We start from the raw sequence: 21,003 nt of genomic DNA on the forward strand, positions 1-21,003 counted from the left end.
TTCGGTGGTCAATGGGTTCTAGACAAGCTCCATTTTCCTTGAAAAGACGGGCATTCTCGGTTTAAACCGCCGTCGGCGCCCCGAGCAACATCGGTGGATCAAGGCTAAGGGGCGGCGCGGAACTGCCGACGGAACCCACCGGGAGACCTGCGGACGTTCACTGGCTGCCATTGGCGGAAGGGAGATTCTGATCCAGGGCCCGGCACTGGCAGCCGCATGCATCGGTGTTGCGACCCACTCGTCCCGCTTGCGCACGGCAGCAGCGACGCCGTTGTTAGCCGTGATGGCTTCCTCGGCTGCCAGGGACGTCATTCTTAGCAGGGCGTGTTCCACGTCCTGTGGTGTGCTCAGGGAGAGGGCCGACGTCAGCCGGGCTGCGTGGTGGGGGTAGTTGGCGTGCAGGCGGATCCAGCCGTCCGACGTGCGCCGCAAGCCGGACATCGGAGCGAACCCTTCAGGTTTCTCACCCGCGATCCGCAGGTGTCCCAGCGAATCGAACGCCGGCGCGGTGGCTCCGGATGCCAGGGAGTACCTGCCCGGAACGCCAGCAAGCGCGTTCAGCGACGTCGCTGCTGCCTGGACCGCCCCCAAAGCCAGCCCCTCGACGTCCAGCGGGCCCTTCCACCACTGCCGTGGACCGTCGGACGGTGCCACGGGCTGGGCCTTCAGGGCTCCCAAAACCCGAAGACTGCCGGTCAGATCGGGGACGGAGTCCATTCGGTCAGAGCCTAGAGCCGGTTGACGTCGGTGACACGGACCACTGCCGTTCCGGATTCGTTGGAGGCCGCCAGATCTACCTCGGCGGAGATGCCCCAGTCATGGTTGCGCGCCGGATCATCGAAAATCTGCCGGACCTTCCAAAGCCCAGGCTCTTCGGTGATCATAAGCAGTCCGGGACCCCGGGCATCCGGGCCGGTGCCGATGTCGTTGTGTTCGTCGAAGTAGTCGTCCAGGACGTCTTCCCAGCGGTCGGCATCCCAGCCCGCGCCGCCGTCGAGCTCGCCCAGGGCTGCGGCGTTTTCGTCCGCGAACAGTTCCACGCGGCGGAACATCTCGTTGCGGACCATCACGCGGAAGGCACGGATGTTGGACGTCAGCGACGGCGGCGGCGGAGGGGGAGCGTCGTGCGGGGTGGGCATCGCGCCGGACGTCAGCTCCTCCCATTCGTCCAGGAGGCTGGAGTCCACCTGCCGCACCAGTTCGCCAAGCCAGGCGATGAGGTCTTCAAGGTCCTCCCGAAGCATGTCCTGCGGTACGGTCTGGCGCAGCGCCTTGAAGCAGTCGGCGAGGTAGCGCAGCACAATGCCCTCGGAGCGGGCCAGCCCGTAGAACTGGACAAATTCGCCGAAGTTCATGGCACGCTCGTACATGTCGCGGACCACGGACTTGGGCGCCAGTTCAAAGTCGCCCACCCATGGCGCGGCCTTGCGGTAGACCTCGAAGGCTTCGCCCAGGAGTTCGGCGAGCGGCTGCGGATAGGTGACTTCCTCCAGCATGGCCATGCGCTGGTCGTACTCGATGCCGTCAGCCTTCATCGCGGCAATCGCTTCCCCGCGGGCCTTCTTCTGCTGGGCGGAGAGGATCTGGCGGGGCTTTTCGAGGGTCGCCTCGATCACGGACACCACGTCCAGGGCGTACGACGGCGAATCCGGGTCAAGGAGCTCCAGCGCCGCCAGTGCAAACGGCGAGAGTGGCTGGTTCAGGGCAAAGTTGGCCTGCAGATGGACGGTGAGCCGTACTGTCCTGCCGTCATGGCCCTGCTCTTCTGCCGGGATGCGCTCCACCACCTCAGCGGCGAGGAGCTCACGGTAGATTCCCAGGGCTTTTTTCATCAGCCGCAGCTGTGAGGACCGGTTCTCGTGGTTTTCGGTCAGCAGCCGGCGGGCCGCCGTGAACGGGTCGCCGGGCCGTTCCATCAGGTTCATCAGCATCGAATGCGTCACGCTGAAGCTGGACGTCAAAGGATCGGGCACAGATTCCACGAGGCGCTTGAAGGTGGGTTCACCCCAGGAGACGAAGCCCTCCGGCGGCTTCTTTTTGACCACCTGGCGGAGCTTCTTCTGGTCGTCACCAAATTTGGCGGTGGCCTTGGCCATCGCCTTCACATTTTCGATGACGTGCTCGGGTGCCTGGACCACCACTGTCCCCGCGGTGTCATACCCGGCGCGGCCGGCCCTTCCGGCAATCTGGTGGAACTCCCGGGAGTTAAGCGGGCGGGTGCGGACGCCGTCGTACTTGCTCAGTGCGGTGAGCAACACGGTGCGGATGGGCACGTTGATCCCCACGCCCAGTGTGTCCGTACCGCAGATCACCTTGAGCAGGCCCGCCTGGGCGAGCTGCTCCACGAGCCTGCGGTACTTCGGCAGCATGCCGGCGTGATGGACCCCGATACCGTGCCGGACCAGCCGGTTGAGCGTCTTGCCGAAGCCTGCGGCGAAACGGAAATTCGCGATCAGCTCCGCGATCTTGTCCTTCTCCTCGCGGGTGCACACGTTGATGCTCATCAGTGTCTGGGCCCGGTCAATGGCCTCGATCTGGCTGAAGTGCACCACATAGACGGGCACCTGGCGCGTGGCGAGGAGTTCCTCGAGTGTTTCGTGGACCGGCGTCTGGTGGTAGTAGTAATGCAGCGGAATGGGGCGCTCGGCTGAACTGACGGTGGTGGTGGGGCGGCCCGTAAGCTCGGTGATGCCAGCCTCGAACCGGCTGGCATCACCCAGGGTTGCGGACATCAGAAGGAACTGGGCCTGGGGCAGCTCCAGCAGCGGGACCTGCCAGGCCCAACCACGCTGGGGGTCGGAGTAGAAATGGAATTCGTCCATGATGACCGCACCGAGTTCGGCGTCGGCCCCTTCGCGGAGGGCGATGTTCGCGAGAATTTCCGCTGTGCAGCAGATGATCGGTGCGTTCTGGTTGACGCCGGAGTCCCCCGTGATCATGCCGACGTTTTCTGCACCGAAGATGTCGCACAGGGCAAAGAACTTCTCCGAGACCAGTGCCTTAATCGGTGCGGTGTAGTAACTGCGCTGGCCGCGGGCCATGGCCTGGAAGTGCGCCGCGATGGCCACCAGCGATTTGCCGGAACCGGTAGGGGTGGCGAGGATGACGTTGGCTCCGGTGGCAAGCTCCATGATGGCCTCGTCCTGGGCAGCGTACAGTTCCAGGCCCCGGCTTTCGGTCCACTCCAGGAACTGGGTGTACAGGGCGTCCGGGTCGATGCCTGCGCCGGAGGGGTCTGAGGCGGACAGGACAGGCAGCTGGTCAACGAGTTTCATTGATTTCCAGCTTAGTGCCCAGCCGGTGCCGGATATTCGGGTGGGCCCGGGTTAGGCTCGCGGTACTGCCAGACAGCACCAGGCGATGGAGTTAACTGTGAAGTGGGACCCCGTAAAGTACGTCCAGTTCGGCGACTACCGCGACCGGCCCTTTTTCGACCTTACGGGGCGGATCCAGGCCGACCGGCCAAAGCACGTTGTGGACCTTGGATGTGGTCCGGGAAACCTCACGGCCACCCTCGCCCGGAGATGGCCCGAAACGAAAGTGGTCGGGCTCGATTCGTCCAGAGAAATGCTGAACAAAGCCGCCGCGCACGCAGCCAGGCATACGGGCCTCAGCTTCAAGGTGGCGGATATCGCAAACTGGACACCCCCCGCTGAAACCGACGTGGTGGTCACCAACGCCGCGCTTCAGTGGGTGCCGGGGCATCAGGAGATGCTTGCCGGCTGGCTGGCGGCGCTCAAGCCCGGTGCCTGGTTCGCCATGCAAGTGCCGGGGAACTTCAACGCCCCGTCCCATGCCCTGATGCGGGAACTCGCGGGTTCGGCACGCTGGTCGCCCCAGCTCGACGGCGTACTTCGCGGTGGAGAATCCGTGGGGGAGCCCGCAGACTACCTCAGCATCATGCTGGACGCGGGCTGCACGGCAGACGCCTGGGAAACCACATACCAGCAGGTCCTCACTGGGACGGATCCGGTGCTGGACTGGGTGCGCGGCACGGCGTTGCGCCCGGTCGCGGCGGCACTTTCGGCCGAGGACGGGCACGCCTTTGAAGCGGAGTATGCTGCAGCCCTGGCGGCCGCATACCCGGCAACGGCACATGGCACGGTGTTTCCGTTCCGGCGGATCTTTGCCGTGGCGCAAAAGCAGCCAAGCGCATAAACTCCATTCGCTTGAGGTTCTCTACATAGTCGGTAATGCCTTATGACCAAGAAGAGAATGTGATGCTGGTTACAATGACGACAGCGGCTTCTGGGGATGGCAAATGGCCGGACCCTCATCGGCCTCCCAAATCCGTCCTGGAGGTGCGATGCTTTTCGGCTTGATGACCCGGCTGCTGGCTGGCCACAAAGGCGCCGTGACCGCGATCGTTGCTCTCCAGCTTGTCCAGTCCGCAGGCAACCTCCTGCTGCCCACCATCAACGCTGCCATCATCGACGACGGCATCGTTGCGGGGAACACGCCGGAAATCTTCCGCTTGGGCACCGTCATGGTCCTGATAGCTGCGTTCCAGGCGTCGGCAGCCATCGCCGCGGGCTACTTCGGGGCAGTGGTGGCCATGAAGCTCGGGCACCAGCTGCGCGGCGAGGTCTTCACCAGGATCCAGTCGCTTTCATCCCAGGAAATGGCAGCCTTCGGCACGCAAAGCCTCGTTACCAGGGCCACCAACGACACCCAGCAGATCCAGTCGTTCGCCGTCCTGGTCTTCACCATGCTTGTGGCGGCCCCCGTGATGGCCGCCGGGGGCGTCATACTGGCGTGGCAGCAGGACATGGTGCTTTCAAGCGTCGTGATGGTCATCATGCCAATACTTCTGCTCATCATGTATCTCATCGTCCGGCGCCTCGTTCCCCTGTACCGGCAGGGGCAGGAGCTCCTGGACCGCACGGGGGAGCTCTTTCGTGAACAGATCATCGGCGCGAATGTGATCCGCGCCTTCGTCAGGCAGGGACACGAAACACGCCGGTTTGCGAAGACCAACAGCAGCCTCACGGGAAACAACCTTCAGTCGTCGCTGCTCGTGGCCGGCATGCTGCCGCTGATCATGATTGTGGTCAACCTGTCGTCGGTGGCCGTGGTGTGGTTCGGTGGTCACCGGGTTTACGACGGCGGGATGAAGATTGGTGCCCTCACGGCCTTTATCGCGTACATCCTGCAGATTCTCCTGGCAATCATGATGGCCATGTACGTGTTCATGACGGCGCCGCGGGCCGCTGCCTGCGCAGAACGGCTGGGTGCCGTGCTCGACGCAAGACCGTCAGTCCAGGACCACAAGGCGCCCCAAGAGACCCGCCATGGGAGCTCCTTGGAGGGCGGCAGCGTCACTTTCAGGAATGTCAGCTTCTCCTACCCCGGCGCCGAAAATCCGGTACTGGAAGACATCAGCTTCACGGCCCGGCCAGGAACCACTGTTGCCATCGTCGGCTCAACAGGGAGCGGCAAGTCGACACTCCTGAGCCTGGTGCCCCGGTTCCTGGACGCCACAGCCGGAACCATCAGCATCGGCGGCCGGAACATCTGCTCGATGTCCCTGGACGTCCTCCGCCGGACCATGGCGGTGGTGCCACAAATGTCGCACCTTTTCTCCGGAACCATCGCCGACAACCTGCGCGTCGCAGCTCCGGAGGCAACCGAGGGCCAGCTTTGGGAAGCCATGGAGACAGCTCAGGCCGCCGGCTTCGTCCGTGCGCTGCCGCGGGGGATGGGCACGGAGGTCGGGCAAGGCGGAACGAATCTTTCCGGAGGCCAGCGGCAGCGTCTCTGCATAGCGCGGGCCCTCCTGCGGAGGGTCCCCGTCTATCTCTTTGACGACAGCTTTTCTGCGCTGGACTTCGCCACCGAGGCCCGGGTCCGGGATGCCCTGGAGATTGCCCTTGAGGGTGCAGTGGTCATTGTCGTGGCGGAACGGATCTCCACCGCTGCCGGAGCCGGCCAGATCCTGGTGCTCGACGACGGCCGGCTGGTTGCACAGGGAACACACCTGCAACTGCTGGAGACGTCTGCCACCTACCGGGAAATCGCCGAGTCCCAACTGGCGCTGGACGACGCGCCATGACCGCTTCGCCTGGCGCCGGGGCGTCCGAAGGGTTCTGGCCCACAGCGCGCCGGGTCCTCGCGTTGCTGCGCCCGTCCAGGGGGCGGATGCTGGGTGCAGTTGCGGCCACCTGCGCTTTTGTTGCCCTTAACGTCGCGGCGCCGAACTACCTTGGTGATGCCACCGATGTGGTGGTGGATGGGGTCTACAGCGGAGCGCTCGACGGGCAGCGCCTGGGACTCCTGCTGGCCGCCGTTGCCGCGATGTACATCGGCGCTTCGCTGTTCAACTGGATCCAGGGAGCGCTGACGGCCAGCGCGGTTCACGGCCTGATGTACCGCCTCCGGGCATCGGTTCAAGACAAGCTGCACCGGCTTCCTTCCACGTACTTCCAAGAGCAGTCCAGGGGTGATGTCCTGAGCCGCGTCACCAATGACATCGACAATATTTCGCAAGCGCTCAGCCAGGTCCTCACGCAGCTGATCATGTCTGTCCTGATGCTGTGCGGTGCCTTGGCCATGATGCTGTGGATCTCGCCGCTCCTGGCCCTGATAGCGCTTGTTTCGGTGCCCTTGTCCACCCTTATCACCGTTATGGTGGCCCGGAAGTCCCAAGCGCATTTTGCCCGCCAGTGGACCGAAACGGGTGAGTTGAACGCGCACGTGGAGGAGTTTGTCACCGGGCACGAGGTTATTAAGGCCTTCGGGTACCAGGACCAGGCAGCGGCAGTCTTCAAGGCAAGCAACGACCGCCTGGCCCGGGCATCCGCACGGGCCCAGTATTCATCCGGCATTGTCCAGCCGTTGATGGTCCTTATCGCCAATATCAACTACATCGCGGTGGCGGTGGTGGGGGCGCTCCAGGTCACCATGGGGGCCATGACCATCGGCGGGATCCAGGCGTTCATCCAGTTCAGCCGGCTTTTCACCCAGCCTGTGGGCCAGATCGGCGGCATGCTCAACGTCATCCAGTCCTGCGTGGCTTCGGCACGCCGTGTGTTCGACCTGCTCGACTCCGCGGAGATACCTGCCGAGACCGAAAGTGACGGTCACAAACCCGGTCAGGGAGGGCGGATTGTGTTCAGTGATGTCACCTTTGGCTATGCCCGGGCTGACCCTGTGGTCCGTGGACTGTCGTTCACGGTGGAACCGGGCCGGACGGTCGCGATTGTCGGGCACACGGGCGCCGGCAAGACCACCGTTGTCAACCTACTCATGCGGTTCTACGAGGTCGACGCCGGCAGGATCACCATCGGGGGTACCGACATTGCTGACATTCCGCGGGACGTCCTGCGCAAGGGATTCGGCGTGGTGCTGCAGGATGCCTGGCTGTTTTCCGGCACCATCAGGGAGAACATCGAATACGGCCGGCCAGGAGCCACGGCTGCGGAGATCACTGCGGCAGCCGAGGCGAGCCACGTGGACCACCTCATCAGGTCGCTGCCGGCCGGCTACGACACGATGCTGGGCAACGGGGGAGAGCCGCTCAGCCAGGGCCAGCGCCAGCTGATCGCTATCGCCCGGGCGCAGTTGGCGGACCGCACTGTGCTGGTCCTGGATGAGGCCACCAGTTCAGTGGATTCCCGGACCGAGGTCCTGATCCGCCAGGCCATGCAGCGGTTGCGCCGTGGAAAAACAAGCTTTGTGATCGCCCACCGTTTGTCCACGGTCCGGGACGCTGATCTAATTCTGGTCATGGACCACGGACGCATTGCAGAGCAGGGAACCCATCGAAGCCTCCTGGCGGCCAACGGCCGCTATGCACGGCTCTACAACGCCCAGTTCGCCGGACGCCCGGGCCGCGCCGGCACGTTGGAGGCCGGACGATGACAACAGCGGGTCCGTTCCCCGGAACCTGGAAGCCCAACCAGTCCAGCACGGTGGCATTGTTTGAGCAGCTGCGCCTGCATGTGATCCGCCTTGCGGACAGCGGGGCCCTTCCGCCGGGAACCAAGCTGCCGGCGGTGCGGACCATGGCGGGGCTGCTCGACGTCGCGCCCCACACGGTGGCCAGGGCGTACAAGGAGTTGGAGGCGGCCGGTGTCGTGGCCACAAAGGGCAGGAACGGCACCGTGGTGTGCGCGCGTGATGAGCGGGCGGATGCGCTCTCCCTGGCCGCCAACTCCTATGCGTCAGTGGCCAAGGCCCAAGGTGCCAGCTTTGCGGAAGCAGTCCAGCTGCTGGCTGCAGCCTACGACGCCGACTAGCCGGACCCCGCATGGATATTCGAAGAAGTTTTCGATTAGCATTAGTGGGTGCCTAAAGCCGTAGCTGAAGAAACAGCAGTCGAATCCGTCCCCGTCGCCGTTCCCCAGGCCCCAGCCACGCCTGCCCGGCCAGACCTCTCCCGCCTTGTGGTCAAAGGGGCGCGCGAGCATAACCTGCGCAACGTGGACTTGGATCTGCCCCGTGATGCCATGATCGTTTTCACCGGGCTGTCCGGTTCCGGGAAGTCGTCCCTGGCGTTCGACACAATCTTCGCCGAGGGCCAGCGGCGCTACGTTGAGTCCCTGTCGGCCTATGCCCGCCAGTTCCTCGGCCAGGTGGACAAGCCGGACGTCGATTTCATCGAGGGGCTCTCGCCGGCGGTATCGATTGACCAGAAGTCCACCAGCAAGAACCCCCGGTCCACGGTTGGCACCATCACCGAAATTTATGACTACATGCGATTGCTGTGGGCACGCGTGGGACGGCCGCATTGCCCGGTCTGTGGCGAGGTTGTGGCCCGGCAGACTCCGCAGCAGATCGTGGACCAGCTGCTTGAGCTTGACGAAGGCACACGCTTCCAGGTCCTGGCGCCTGTGGTGCGGGGGCGTAAGGGCGAGTTCGTGGACCTCTTCAAGGAGCTGACCGCCAAGGGCTATTCGCGTGCCCGGGTGGATGGTGAGCTGATCCAGCTGAGCGAGCCGCCCAAACTCGGCAAGCAGTTCAAGCACACGATTGAGGTGGTGGTGGACCGCCTGGTGGTAAAGGAGGGCATCAGCCAGCGCCTCACGGACTCCGTTGAAACGGCGCTTGGCCTGGCCGAAGGCCGGGTGCTGGCCGAGTTCGTCGATCTGGACGCAGACGCGCCGGGACGGCTGCGGGCATTTTCCGAGAACCTCGCCTGCCCTAACGAACATCCCCTGGCCATCGATGAAATCGAGCCGCGGTCCTTCTCCTTCAACAACCCTTTCGGCGCCTGTTCCGCGTGCAGCGGCATCGGTACACGGCTCGAGGTTGACGAAGAACTGATCATTCCGAATCCTGAGCTGTCGTTGTCCGAGGGCGCCATCGCGCCATGGTCACTTGGCACCGCAACAACCGAGTATTGGAACCGCCTGCTCGAAGGGCTGTCCAAGGAGCTTGGCTTCTCCATGGACACACCCTGGGAAAAGCTGGGCAACGACGTCCGCCACACCGTCCTGCACGGCAAGGACCACAAGGTGGTTGTGCAGTACAAGAACCGCTTCGGACGGGAACGTAAATACAGTACCGGCTTCGAAGGTGCCATCCAGTACGTCCACCGCAAGCACGGCGAGACGGACTCCGAATGGGCCCGCGACCGCTACGAAGAGTACATGCGGCAGATCGCTTGCCCCGCGTGCAATGGCGCGAGGCTCAACCCCGCCTCGCTGTCCGTCCTGATCAACGGCAAGTCCATCGCCGATGTCGCGGCCATGCCCATGCGCGTTTGCGCGGACTTCCTGAACAACTTGGTCCTAACCGGCCGCGAGGCCCAGATCGCCCACCAGGTGCTCAAGGAAATACAGGCCCGGCTGACCTTCCTGCTCGACGTCGGGCTGGAATACCTGAATCTCGAGCGCCCCTCCGCTACCTTGTCCGGCGGCGAAGCGCAGCGAATCCGGCTCGCCACCCAGATCGGTTCCGGTCTCGTGGGCGTCCTTTACGTCCTGGACGAGCCCTCCATCGGCCTCCACCAGCGCGACAACCGCCGGCTTATTGACACCCTGACCCGGCTCCGCGACATGGGCAACACGCTTATCGTTGTGGAGCACGATGAGGACACCATCCAGGTGGCGGACTGGATCGTGGACATCGGGCCCGGCGCAGGCGAGCACGGCGGCCAGGTGGTGCACTCGGGTTCGTACCAGGATCTCCTGGCCAACACCAACTCACTGACCGGCGATTACCTGTCCGGCCGCAAGAAGATCGACATCCCCAAGAAGCGGCGCAAATACGACAAAAAGCGTGAGCTGAAGGTCGTCGGGGCGCGTGAAAACAACCTGGTCAACGTTGATGCAGCCTTCCCCCTGGGCCTGTTCACCGCCGTGACCGGCGTCAGCGGCTCCGGCAAATCCACCCTGGTCAACGAGATCCTCTACAAGGTGCTGGCCAACAAGCTCAACGGCGCCAAACAGGTGGCCGGACGCCACAAGAGCATCATGGGCCTGGAGCACCTGGACAAGGTGGTGCACGTGGACCAGAGCCCTATCGGTCGCACCCCACGCTCCAACCCGGCCACGTACACCGGCGTCTTTGACAACATCCGCAAGCTCTTCGCCGAGACCACCGAGGCCAAGGTCCGTGGCTACCTGCCAGGCCGGTTCTCCTTCAACGTCAAGGGCGGGCGCTGCGAAGCCTGCGCAGGTGACGGCACGCTGAAGATCGAAATGAACTTCCTGCCGGACGTCTACGTGCCCTGCGAGGTGTGCCACGGCGCACGGTACAACCGCGAAACCCTCGAAGTCCACTACAAGGGCAAGACCATTGCGGATGTGCTCAACATGCCCATCGAAGAAGGTGCGGAGTTCTTCGCTGCCTTCTCCCCGATCGCCCGGCACCTGAACACCCTCGTGGACGTGGGTCTCGGCTACGTACGGCTGGGACAGCCGGCAACCACCCTCTCCGGCGGCGAGGCCCAGCGTGTCAAGCTCGCCGCGGAACTGCAGAAGCGCTCCAACGGACGCAGTGTGTATGTTCTCGACGAGCCCACCACGGGCCTGCACTTCGAGGACATCCGCAAGCTCCTGATGGTCCTCCAAAGTCTGGTGGACAAGGGCAACACGGTGATCACCATCGAACACAACCTGGACGTCATCAAGAGCGCCGACTGGATCGTGGATCTTGGCCCGGACGGCGGTTCGGGCGGCGGCCAGATCGTGGCCACCGGCACGCCCGAGCAGGTATCGAAATCCACCAAGGGCCACACGGCATCCTTCCTCGCGGAAATACTGGGCTCAGCGGTTGGCCTCCGATGACGTATGCCGTGTCGGGCATGCGAGTTTCAGGCATGCTCGGTGTCGTGAGAAACTAAGCCGGTGACTCAAACAACAGTGCCCGTGATCTTTGACCTGGACGGCACTCTTGTCGATCCGGCCGGCGGAATATCCGGCGGAATCGCAGCAGCCCTTGCCGCCGCAGGTCTGCCGGTTCCTGGCCAGGACGTCCTGAACTCGATGATCGGCCCCAAACTCAGCGACGCACTCCAGAGTGTCTGCAAGGTTCCGGCCGAGATGCTTGACGAGGTCATCCGGACGTACCGGCAGTACTACCTGGCCACTGGGATAGCCCAGAGCCGGCTGTACCCCGGTATCAGGGAAGCGCTGGAGACCTTCGCGGCCGAAGGCAGGCCAGTGGCCGTCGCCACGCAGAAGCCCGAAGGGCTGGCCCAGATCGTGCTGCGCCACCACGGGATCGCCAACCTGTTCCAGTCCATCAGGGGTTCGGCAGACAACGAATCGTCAACGGACGGTCCGGTGGGGAAGGCAGACATCATCGCCGCGGCCCTGACGGACCTCTCCACGCAGCACGCCGTTATGGTGGGTGACCGCGCCCAGGATGTGGCGGGAGCCGTCGCGAACGGGCTTGACTGCATCGGCGTGGGCTGGGGTTTCGCTCCCGTCGGCGAACTCGAGGAAGCCGGGGCCGTCACCGTGGTGGATACCACCGCGGGCATGGTTGCCGCCATCGGGCGCCTCGAAGCCATCCACGCTGCCGCGATGAGTGAGGTGCGCAACGATGGCGCTGTTTGAGGCGGTCCGCTGGACATTTCGCGGGCTCGTCGCGGGCACGTGCCGGCCCACCGTCGTCGGCCTTGAAAACGTCCCGAAAGAGGGGCCCTTCATTGTGGCCCCGAACCATCTTTCCTTCTTTGACAGCGTCATTGTCCAGGCACTGATGCCGCGGCCCGTGGCCTTCTTTGCCAAAGCCGAGTACTTCACCACGGGTGGCGTGAAGGGCAAGGTCATGAAATCTTTCTTCGAGTCCGTGGGCTCCATCCCCGTGGAGCGCGGCGAGCAGGCAGCAAGCGTCCAGGCGCTCAAAACCCTCCTGGACATCCTCGAAGCGGGCAAAGGCATCGGCATCTACCCGGAGGGCACGCGCTCACGGGACGGCATCCTCTATCGCGGGCGCACCGGCGTGGGCTGGCTTGCACTGGCAACCGGAGCTCCCGTGATCCCGGTTGGACTGATCGGGACGGAGAACCTGCAGCCCGCGGGTGAGAAGGGCTTTAAGCCACACCACTTCACCATGAAAGTGGGGGAGCCGCTGTACTTCGATAAAACTGGCCCGGATCATTCGCTGCCGGCGCGGCGGCAGGTAACGGACCGCATCATGGATGCGATCGCCGAACTCAGCGGCCAGGAACGCTCCACCAGCTACAACCAGAGCAAGGCCGCGGACTAGGCGTTAGTAGAATGAAGTAGTGGCAGATCCAGCAAGTTACAGGCCCCAGACGGGTGAAATTCCCACCAATCCCGGGGTGTACCGGTTCCGCGATCCCCACGGCCGGGTCATCTACGTCGGCAAGGCCAAGAGCCTTCGCTCGCGCCTGAACTCCTACTTTGCGAACCCGGCGGGCCTGCTGCCCAAAACCCACGCAATGGTTCACACGGCCAGCAGTGTCGAGTGGACAGTGGTGGGCAGCGAGTTGGAGTCGCTGCAGCTTGAGTACACCTGGATCAAGGAATACAAGCCACGCTTCAACGTGGTCTTCCGCGACGACAAAACGTATCCGTACCTGGCCCTCACCATGAGCGAGAAGCTCCCCAGGGTTCAGGTCATGCGGGGGGACCGCCGCAAGGGAACCCGGTACTTCGGCCCGTACACGGCCGGCGCGATCCGGGAAACCATGGACACCTTGCTGCGGGTTTTTCCCGTCCGCAGCTGCAGCGCCGGGGTCCTCAAACGGGCCCAGGCGAGCGGCCGACCCTGCCTGCTAGGCTACATCGACAAATGCTCCGCCCCGTGTGTTGGCCGGGTGACTCCCGAGGAACACCGGGCCCTGGCGGAGGACTTCTGCGCGTTTATGGGCGGCGAGGCCAAACGCTTCATCACCAAGCTCGAAAAGGAGATGGCCGACGCCGTCGGAACCCTCGACTACGAGCGTGCGGCGAGGCTCCGTGATGACATCTCCGCCCTGCGGAAGGTCTTTGAACGGAACGCCGTGGTGCTCGCCGACGATACCGACGCCGATGTCTTCGCGCTGCACGAGGACGAGTTGGAAGCCGCCGTCCAGGTGTTCCACGTCAGGGGTGGCCGGATCCGTGGCCAGCGCGGCTGGGTGGTGGAAAAAGTGGAGGACGCCACCACCCCGGATCTCGTGGAACACCTGCTGCAGCAGGTCTACGGCGACGACGGCGACAGCCATGGCAGGCTGCCCCGCGAAGTCCTGGTGCCCGTGGAACCAAGCAACGCTGCGGAACTGACGGAATGGCTCGGCGGCCTGCGGGGAGCCAAGGTGGATGTCAGGGTGCCGCAGCGCGGCGACAAGGCCGCGCTGATGTCCACCGTCCGTGAAAACGCCGAGCACGCACTCAAACTGCATAAGACCCGCCGCGCCGGGGACCTCACCGTGCGCTCCCAGGCACTGCAGGAGCTGCAGGAAGCCCTGGACCTGCCCGTGGCCCTCCTGCGGATCGAATGCTACGACGTCTCCCACGTCCAGGGCACCAACGTTGTGGCGTCCATGGTGGTGGTCGAGGACGGGCTGCCCAAGAAGTCCGATTACCGGAAGTTCTCCGTCACCGGGGCCGCCGCTGCAGACGACACCGCCGCCATGCACGATGTCCTGACGCGGCGCTTCCGGCATTACCTGCAGGACAAGTCGGCGCAGGTCGAGGCGTCCGCCCTGCCCGGGCACCAAGCCGCCTTGGAAGCAGCCGCCGATGCCGCGGTCCTGGACACCACTACGGCCGCGCCGCGGGCAAAATTCGCGTACCCGCCCAACCTGGTGGTGGTCGACGGCGGCAAGCCCCAGGTGAACGCCGCAGCCCGGGCCTTGGCGGACCTTTGCATTGAGGATGTCTACGTGGTGGGCCTGGCCAAACGCCTTGAGGAAGTCTGGCTGCCGGACAGCGACTTCCCCGTGATCCTGCCCAGGACGTCCCAGGGCCTCTATCTGCTGCAGCGGATCCGCGACGAAGCCCACCGCTTCGCCATCACCTTCCACCGGCAGAAGCGCGGCAAGGCCATGACCGTCTCGGCGCTGGACGGAGTGCCGGGCCTTGGCGAGTCCAAACGCAAGGCCCTGCTCACCCACTTCGGGTCCGTCAAAGGCGTGAAAGCCGCCACCGCGGCCGAGCTCACGGAGGCCAAGGGCATTGGACCATCCCTTGCCAACGCCATCGTGGCCCACTTCAGCGGCGACGACACGGCCGGCGATGCGCTTCCGGCCGTGAATATGGCCACCGGCGAAATCATTGAAACCTAGGTAGGGTAAGGAACGCAGGTTTCCGTCATTGCGGGTGCCTGCCTTCATCTGGACAGAAACGGGGCGGAACGAATGGCAGACTCTACGGCGGAATCCGGGACGGAGCAGGACGGGCTGACGCCGGTCAAGCCCCTCGAAGCGGAACTGCTGGTGGTCACCGGTATGTCAGGGGCGGGACGCAGCACCGCCGCGGACGCACTTGAGGACCATGGCTGGTATGTCGTGGAAAACCTGCCGCCGCAGATGCTCGGCACCCTGGCCGAGATTGTCTCCCACGCGCCGCAGTCCATTCCGCGGCTGGCCGTGGTGATGGATGTCCGCAGCAAAGGCCTCTTTGTCGACGTCCGTGCGGCCCTGGGGGCCCTCGCCGCCAGTGGCGTCAAGTTCCGGGTCCTTTTCCTCGACGCCAACGACGACGTCCTGGTCCGCCGGTTCGAGCAGGGCCGCAGGCCCCATCCGCTCCAGGAAGGCGGCCGCATCCTCGACGGCATTGCAGCCGAACGGGAGGTGCTCAAGGAACTGCGCGACAGCTCCGACGTCGTACTGGATACCTCGACCTACAATGTCCACGCCCTGGCTACTGCCATCACGGAACTCTTTAGCGAGACCGGCCCGGTGGCACTGCGGCTCAACGTCATGAGCTTTGGCTTCAAGTACGGCCTGCCGGTGGATTCCAACTACGTTGCTGACGTCCGGTTCATCCCGAATCCGCACTGGGTCCCGCAGCTGCGCCCGCATACGGGCCTGGACAAGGATGTCAGCGATTACGTCCTCGAGGCGGAAGGTGTTAAGAACTTCGTGGACCGCTATGTCCTGGCGCTTGAGCCCGTCCTGGACGGCTACCGGCGCGAAAACAAGCACTACGCCACCATCGCCGTCGGCTGTACCGGCGGCAAGCACCGGTCCGTGGCAGTCGCCGTCGAGCTTTCCAAGAAACTGGCACAGTATCCGCGCGTGACCGTGACCACCACCCATCGGGATCTGGGCCGCGAGTAATGGGGATGTTCACCGGGCCCCTCCCGCTCGTACCGGTTTCCAGCGGAACGGCAGCCGGCCAGCAGGACAAGGGCCCCAACGTCGTGGCGCTCGGCGGCGGGCACGGACTATCCGCTTCGCTCTCGGCGCTGCGGCTGCTCACCTCCGAGCTGACCGCCATTGTCACTGTGGCGGACGACGGCGGGTCTTCAGGGCGTCTGCGCGACGAGTACGGCGTCCTGCCGCCCGGAGACCTGCGCATGGCGCTCTCCGCCTTGTGCGATGACACGGACTGGGGACGCACCTGGCGCGACGTGATGCAGCACCGTTTCCGGCCGGGCCAGGGCAGCGGTGGATCGCTGGACGAGCATGCAATGGGCAACCTGCTCATCGTCACTCTTTGGGAGCTGCTGGGCGACACCGTGGCTGGCCTGAAGTGGGCCGGCGCACTGCTCGGTGCCCGTGGACAGGTCCTGCCCATGTCCACCGTTCCGCTAACCATTGAAGGTGACATCCGCGTCACTGCACCTGACGGCACATCGGCGCTCCAGACAATCCGCGGACAGGCCAGATGCGCGGTTGCCGGCTCGCTGGAACACGTCCGGCTCCTGCCCGAACAGGCGCCGGCCTGCGTTGAAGCCCTGACAGCCATCGAACTGGCTGACTGGGTCATCCTGGGGCCGGGATCCTGGTACACGTCCGTGCTGCCGCACCTGCTGCTCCCGGAAATGCGTGCCGCCCTGAGTGCCACAGCCGCAAAACGCTGCCTCACCATGAACCTGGCGACGGACACCAAGGAGACCACGGGCATGTCGGCGGCGGACCACCTGTACGCACTGCGCCGGTATGCGCCGGACTTCAGCGTTGACGTTGTCCTGGCGGATCCCGCGTCGGTGCAGGACCGGCAGGAGTTCGAGAAAGCCGCCGGGATGATCGGCGCCGAGGTTGTCTTGGGTAAAGTGGGGGCGTCGGGCCGCCGACCCGTCCATGACCCCCTGCGTCTGGCAGCGGCGTACCACGACATTTTTGGGAACAGTTAGGAAGGTGCCATGGCACTGACATCATCGGTCAAGGAAGAACTGTCCCGTCTGGACATCAAGAAATCGTCAGTCCGCAAGGCTGAGGTTTCGGCAATGCTGCGCTTCGCCGGCGGCCTGCACATCATCTCGGGCCGGATCGTGATCGAAGCCGAGGTTGACCTCGCATCCACGGCGCGCAGGCTCCGGGCAGCCATCGCTGAGGTTTACGGCCACCAGAGCGAGATCATCGTTGTCTCCGGCGGCGGACTGCGCCGCGGCAGCCGGTACGTGGTGCGGGTAGTCCGCGACGGCGAGTCCTTGGCCCGGCAGACAGGCCTCCTGGACGGCCGCGGCCGTCCCGTGCGGGGGCTTCCCTCGGCCGTCGTCAACGGCTCGGCCGCTGACGCCGAGGCCGTGTGGCGTGGAGCTTTCCTGGCCCACGGTTCCCTCACGGAACCGGGCCGTTCGTCATCGCTTGAGGTCACCTGCCCGGGCCCCGAGTCCGCGCTTGCCCTCGTTGGTGCCGCCCGCCGTCTTGGCATCCAGGCCAAAGCCCGCGAAGTCAGGGGAGTGGACCGTGTGGTGATCCGCGACGGCGACACCATCGCTGCCCTGCTCATCCGCATGGGCGCCCACGATGCCCTGATGGTCTGGGAAGAACGCAGGATGCGTAAGGAAGTCAGGGCCACGGCCAACAGGCTGGCCAACTTTGACGACGCCAACCTGCGGCGCTCCGCCCAGGCGGCCGTGGCCGCCGGAGCCAGAGTTGACCGGGCACTGGAGATCCTGGGCGACGACGTCCCGGACCACCTCAAATACGCCGGCGAACTCCGGGTGGCCCACAAACAGGCGAGCCTGGACGAGCTGGGGCGCCTGGCAGATCCGGTAATGACGAAGGACGCCATCGCCGGCCGCATCCGCCGGCTTCTGGCCATGGCGGATAAGCGGGCCATCGATTTGGGGATCCCTGGCACTGATGCCAATGTGACGCCTGAGATGCTGGACGAGTAGCGGCGCCCCTAGAATCAGAGCGTTCACCCTGATCTTCCGGATGCCAGTCATCCGGATGCACAATCCGAGAGTTACAACCCGGACAGACCGTCCACGACATTGGAGGATTTTGTGACCGAGTACGTACTGCCAGAACTCAGCTACGACTACGCTGCGCTTGAGCCGCACATTTCGGCGCGCATCATGGAGCTGCACCACAGCAAGCACCACGCCGCGTACGTTGCAGGTGCCAACAATGCCCTTGCCCAGCTGGCAGAGGCACGCGACAAGGGCGACTTCGCCAACATCAACCGCCTTTCCAAGGACCTCGCGTTCCACACCGGCGGCCACATCAACCACTCGGTGTTCTGGAACAACCTGTCCCCGGACGGCGGCGACAAGCCTGTGGGTGAGCTGGCAGCTGCCATCGATGACGCCTTCGGTTCCTTCGACGCCTTCCGTGCCCAGTTCTCCGCGGCTGCCCTTGGCCTGCAGGGATCGGGCTGGGGCTTCCTGGCCTACGAGCCGATCGGTGGCAACCTGGTCATCGAGCAGCTCTACGACCAGCAGGGCAACGTGGCTCTCGGCACCACACCGCTGCTGATGCTGGACATGTGGGAGCACGCCTTCTACCTGGACTACGTCAACGTCAAGGCTGACTACGTCAAGGCCTTCTGGAACATCGTCAACTGGGCCGATGTCGCCAAGCGCTTCGATGCTGCACGCACCAACGCCACGGGCCTCATCACCCTGCCGTAGTGACCCGCAGTACATGAGCGTGTAACAAACTTCACATTTCGGCATGATTTCGGCCGGAATGTGGAAGGTCCGCCCCCGCACTTGCGGGGGCGGACCTACTTAAACGTAAGATGGATCACGGAAGGCGGTCTGCCTTCAGCAATGTGGCTGGTCGCCCTCCGATATGTTAATCATCTCTGCCCAATGGCGTGCGGGATCTGTTAGTTGGCTTCAACGCCCGCTCAACTAGTTTGTGCTTAATCAAGCACCAAGGAGACTGAACAAGTGACGACCCGTATTGGTATCAACGGCTTCGGCCGCATCGGCCGCAACTACTTCCGCGCAGCCCTCGCACAGGGCGCGGACCTGGAGATCGTTGCCGTCAACGACCTCACCAGCCCTGAGGCACTGGCCCACCTGCTCAAGTACGACTCCGTCGGCGGCCGCCTGAAGGAAACCGTTGAGGTCAAGGACGGCAACATTGTTGTCGACGGCAACGTCATCAAGGTTCTCGCCGAACGCGATCCCGCCAACCTGCCCTGGGGCGAGCTGGGCGTTGACATCGTCATCGAGTCCACCGGCTTCTTCACCAAGGCCGCTGCCGCGCAGAAGCACATCGACGCAGGCGCCAAGAAGGTCCTGATCTCCGCACCTGCCTCCGACGAGGACATCACCATCGTGATGGGCGTCAACGAGGGCCTGTACGACAACGCGGCGCACAACATCATTTCCAACGCGTCCTGCACCACCAACTGCCTGGGCCCGCTGGCCAAGGTCCTCAACGACACCTTCGGCATCGAGCGTGGCCTGATGACCACCATCCACGCCTACACGGCGGACCAGAACCTGCAGGACGGCCCGCACAACGACCTCCGCCGTGCCCGTGCCGCCGCCATCAACATGGTCCCCACCTCCACGGGTGCGGCCAAGGCGATCGGCCTGGTCCTGCCTGAGCTCAAGGGCAAGCTGGACGGCTTCGCCATCCGCGTGCCCGTCCCCACCGGCTCGGCCACCGACCTCACCGTCACGGTCTCCCGCGAGACCACCGTCGAAGAAGTCAACGCGGCGCTGAAGAAGGCTTCGGAGTCCGACGAGTTCCAGGGCATCCTGACCTACACGGACGCACCGATCGTGTCCTCGGACATCGTCGGGGACCCGGCGTCGTCGATCTTCGACTCCGGCCTGACCAAGGTCATCGGCAACCAGGTCAAGGTTGTTTCCTGGTATGACAACGAATGGGGCTACTCCAACCGCCTCGTGGACCTCACGGAGCTCGTCGCAGCCAAGCTGGGCTAGGGTTAGACACATGACATTCCACACCCTCAACGAACTGATCGCTGAAGGTGTCCGCGGGCGGTACATTCTTGTCAGAAGTGACCTGAATGTGCCGCTCGACGGCTCTACAGTGACTGACGACGGCCGCATCAAGGCCTCTCTGCCAGTACTGGGAAAGCTCACGGACGCCGGTGCCCGCGTGCTGGTAACAGCCCACCTCGGACGCCCCAAGGGCGCTCCGGAGGAAAAGTACTCCCTCCGGCCTGCCGTAGCGCGGCTCGCCGAACTTGCCGCCTTCAAGGTCTCGCTCGCGCAGGACACCGTGGGCAGCTCCGCTAAGGAACTCGCCGCCTCCCTTCAGGACGGCGAGGTCCTCGTCCTGGAGAACGTGCGCTTCGACGCCCGGGAGACTAGCAAGGACGGCGCCGAACGCGGCGCCTTCGCGGACGAACTGGTGGCCCTGACCGGGGCCAACGGCGCCTACGTTGACGACGCCTTTGGTGCCGTGCACCGCAAGCACGCCAGTGTCTACGACGTCGCCACCCGGCTCCCGTCCTACCAGGGCGACCTTGTGCACACCGAGGTGGAGGTCCTGCGGAAGCTGACAGCTGACACGCAGCGGCCCTACGTGGTGGTGCTCGGCGGCTCCAAGGTCTCCGACAAGCTGGCGGTCATCGACAACCTCATCGGCAAAGCCGACACCATCCTGGTAGGCGGCGGCATGCTCTTCACGTTCCTGGCAGCAGAGGGCCACAGCGTGGCCGGCAGCCTCCTGGAAGAAGACCAGATCCCGGTTGTGCAGGACTACCTGAAACGGGCTGCCGGTGCCGGCACCGAATTCATCGTGCCCACCGACGTTGTGGTGGCCGGTAAGTTCGCGGCCGACGCTGACTACGAGACTGTCCCCGCGGACGGCATCGAGGGCAGCAGCTTCGGTGCCCAGGGCATCGGCCTGGACATCGGCCCGGACTCTGCAGCTGTTTTTGCGGACCGCATCAAGGGCGCCAAAACGGTGTTCTGGAACGGGCCCATGGGTGTCTTTGAGTTCGAAGCATTCTCCGGCGGAACCCGCGCAGTGGCCCAGGCCCTGACTGAAGTCGACGCGTTCACCGTGGTAGGCGGCGGCGACTCCGCTGCTGCCGTGCGGACGCTCGGCTTCGCTGATGACCAGTTCGGGCACATTTCCACGGGCGGCGGCGCCAGCCTGGAATATCTCGAAGGCAAGGAACTCCCGGGACTCAGCGTCCTGGACCGTTAGGAACCTGGACTGCCAAGTCCTCCGGCCGGCAGGGTGCCCGCGGGCACCCTGCCGGCCGCATA

At 64.5% G+C, this 21,003-nt stretch carries 16 protein-coding genes; 14 read left to right on the plus strand and 2 right to left on the minus strand.

The features are described 5' to 3' along the window. Positions 1–18: 18 nt before the first annotated feature. Both NG701_RS05710 and NG701_RS05715 read right to left on the minus strand, forming a co-directional pair. Positions 19–717 (minus strand): hypothetical protein, encoded by a 699-nt coding sequence (locus NG701_RS05710; protein WP_252565265.1) that lies wholly within the window; start codon positions 715–717, stop codon positions 19–21. Positions 718–728: 11 nt separating this feature from the next. Beyond that, positions 729–3,275, minus strand: a complete 2,547-nt coding sequence (locus NG701_RS05715) for a DEAD/DEAH box helicase (RefSeq protein ID WP_252565267.1) — start codon at positions 3,273–3,275, stop codon at positions 729–731. A gap of 97 nt (positions 3,276–3,372) precedes the next feature. Between NG701_RS05715 and NG701_RS05720 the strand changes: the two genes are divergently transcribed. The 14 genes from NG701_RS05720 to NG701_RS05785 all read left to right on the plus strand — a co-directional run bounded on the left by NG701_RS05720 (position 3,373) and on the right by NG701_RS05785 (position 20,941). Next, complete coding sequence (locus NG701_RS05720) at positions 3,373–4,158, plus strand: trans-aconitate 2-methyltransferase (protein ID WP_252565269.1); 786 nt, start codon at positions 3,373–3,375, stop codon at positions 4,156–4,158. 148 nt (positions 4,159–4,306) lie between these two features. Beyond that, positions 4,307–6,052: an ABC transporter ATP-binding protein gene (locus NG701_RS05725; protein ID WP_252565271.1), complete on the plus strand. Its 1,746-nt coding sequence runs from the start codon at positions 4,307–4,309 to the stop codon at positions 6,050–6,052. Next, on the plus strand, positions 6,049–7,860 hold the full coding sequence (locus NG701_RS05730; protein ID WP_252565272.1) for an ABC transporter ATP-binding protein: 1,812 nt from the start codon (positions 6,049–6,051) through the stop codon (positions 7,858–7,860). The genes NG701_RS05725 and NG701_RS05730 overlap by 4 nt, the downstream gene beginning before the upstream one ends. Beyond that, a complete protein-coding gene (locus NG701_RS05735; protein ID WP_252565274.1) occupies positions 7,857–8,237 on the plus strand; it encodes a GntR family transcriptional regulator in 381 nt (126 codons plus the stop codon). Before NG701_RS05730 ends, NG701_RS05735 begins: the two co-directional genes overlap by 4 nt. Positions 8,238–8,285: 48 nt before the next feature. Then, positions 8,286–11,231 carry an excinuclease ABC subunit UvrA gene (gene uvrA, locus NG701_RS05740; RefSeq protein ID WP_252565276.1) on the plus strand — a complete coding sequence of 982 codons (2,946 nt, stop codon included), beginning with the start codon at positions 8,286–8,288 and terminating at the stop codon, positions 11,229–11,231. 60 nt (positions 11,232–11,291) lie between these two features. Further along, positions 11,292–12,005, plus strand: a complete 714-nt coding sequence (locus NG701_RS05745) for an HAD hydrolase-like protein (protein ID WP_252565278.1) — start codon at positions 11,292–11,294, stop codon at positions 12,003–12,005. Next, positions 11,992–12,660, plus strand: a complete 669-nt coding sequence (locus NG701_RS05750) for a lysophospholipid acyltransferase family protein (RefSeq protein ID WP_058932527.1) — start codon at positions 11,992–11,994, stop codon at positions 12,658–12,660. Before NG701_RS05745 ends, NG701_RS05750 begins: the two co-directional genes overlap by 14 nt. 19 nt (positions 12,661–12,679) lie before the next feature. After that, positions 12,680–14,686 carry an excinuclease ABC subunit UvrC gene (gene uvrC, locus NG701_RS05755; protein WP_252565280.1) on the plus strand — a complete coding sequence of 669 codons (2,007 nt, stop codon included), beginning with the start codon at positions 12,680–12,682 and terminating at the stop codon, positions 14,684–14,686. A 72-nt stretch (positions 14,687–14,758) separates the two neighbouring features. Beyond that, positions 14,759–15,682: an RNase adapter RapZ gene (gene rapZ, locus NG701_RS05760; RefSeq protein ID WP_252565281.1), complete on the plus strand. Its 924-nt coding sequence runs from the start codon at positions 14,759–14,761 to the stop codon at positions 15,680–15,682. Continuing rightward, a complete protein-coding gene (locus NG701_RS05765) occupies positions 15,682–16,701 on the plus strand; it encodes a gluconeogenesis factor YvcK family protein (RefSeq protein ID WP_252565283.1) in 1,020 nt (339 codons plus the stop codon). Before rapZ ends, NG701_RS05765 begins: the two co-directional genes overlap by 1 nt. Positions 16,702–16,710: 9 nt before the next feature. Further along, complete coding sequence (gene whiA, locus NG701_RS05770) at positions 16,711–17,691, plus strand: DNA-binding protein WhiA (protein WP_056339766.1); 981 nt, start codon at positions 16,711–16,713, stop codon at positions 17,689–17,691. 111 nt (positions 17,692–17,802) lie between these two features. Then, positions 17,803–18,429 carry a superoxide dismutase gene (locus NG701_RS05775; protein ID WP_252565285.1) on the plus strand — a complete coding sequence of 209 codons (627 nt, stop codon included), beginning with the start codon at positions 17,803–17,805 and terminating at the stop codon, positions 18,427–18,429. Positions 18,430–18,693: 264 nt separating this feature from the next. After that, complete coding sequence (gene gap, locus NG701_RS05780; protein ID WP_058932523.1) at positions 18,694–19,704, plus strand: type I glyceraldehyde-3-phosphate dehydrogenase; 1,011 nt, start codon at positions 18,694–18,696, stop codon at positions 19,702–19,704. Between the two features lie 10 nt (positions 19,705–19,714). Then, positions 19,715–20,941 carry a phosphoglycerate kinase gene (locus NG701_RS05785; protein ID WP_252565287.1) on the plus strand — a complete coding sequence of 409 codons (1,227 nt, stop codon included), beginning with the start codon at positions 19,715–19,717 and terminating at the stop codon, positions 20,939–20,941. Positions 20,942–21,003: the final 62 nt, after the last annotated feature.

This window comes from Pseudarthrobacter cellobiosi, from assembly GCF_023913815.1.
Taxonomy (GTDB): domain Bacteria; phylum Actinomycetota; class Actinomycetes; order Actinomycetales; family Micrococcaceae; genus Arthrobacter; species Arthrobacter cellobiosi.

Bases quoted from the DNA above. Each gene is read 5' to 3' on its own strand.
- NG701_RS05765 (WP_252565283.1), top strand. From the start codon at position 15,682: ATGGGGATGTTCACCGGGCCCCTCCCGCTCGTACCGGTTTCCAGCGGA.
- NG701_RS05725 (WP_252565271.1), top strand. From the start codon at position 4,307: ATGCTTTTCGGCTTGATGACCCGGCTGCTGGCTGGCCACAAAGGCGCC.
- rapZ (WP_252565281.1), top strand. From the start codon at position 14,759: ATGGCAGACTCTACGGCGGAATCCGGGACGGAGCAGGACGGGCTGACG.
- NG701_RS05710 (WP_252565265.1), bottom strand. From the start codon at position 717: ATGGACTCCGTCCCCGATCTGACCGGCAGTCTTCGGGTTTTGGGAGCC.
- NG701_RS05785 (WP_252565287.1), top strand. From the start codon at position 19,715: ATGACATTCCACACCCTCAACGAACTGATCGCTGAAGGTGTCCGCGGG.
- NG701_RS05730 (WP_252565272.1), top strand. From the start codon at position 6,049: ATGACCGCTTCGCCTGGCGCCGGGGCGTCCGAAGGGTTCTGGCCCACA.
- NG701_RS05735 (WP_252565274.1), top strand. From the start codon at position 7,857: ATGACAACAGCGGGTCCGTTCCCCGGAACCTGGAAGCCCAACCAGTCC.
- NG701_RS05715 (WP_252565267.1), bottom strand. From the start codon at position 3,275: ATGAAACTCGTTGACCAGCTGCCTGTCCTGTCCGCCTCAGACCCCTCC.
- whiA (WP_056339766.1), top strand. From the start codon at position 16,711: ATGGCACTGACATCATCGGTCAAGGAAGAACTGTCCCGTCTGGACATC.
- NG701_RS05750 (WP_058932527.1), top strand. From the start codon at position 11,992: ATGGCGCTGTTTGAGGCGGTCCGCTGGACATTTCGCGGGCTCGTCGCG.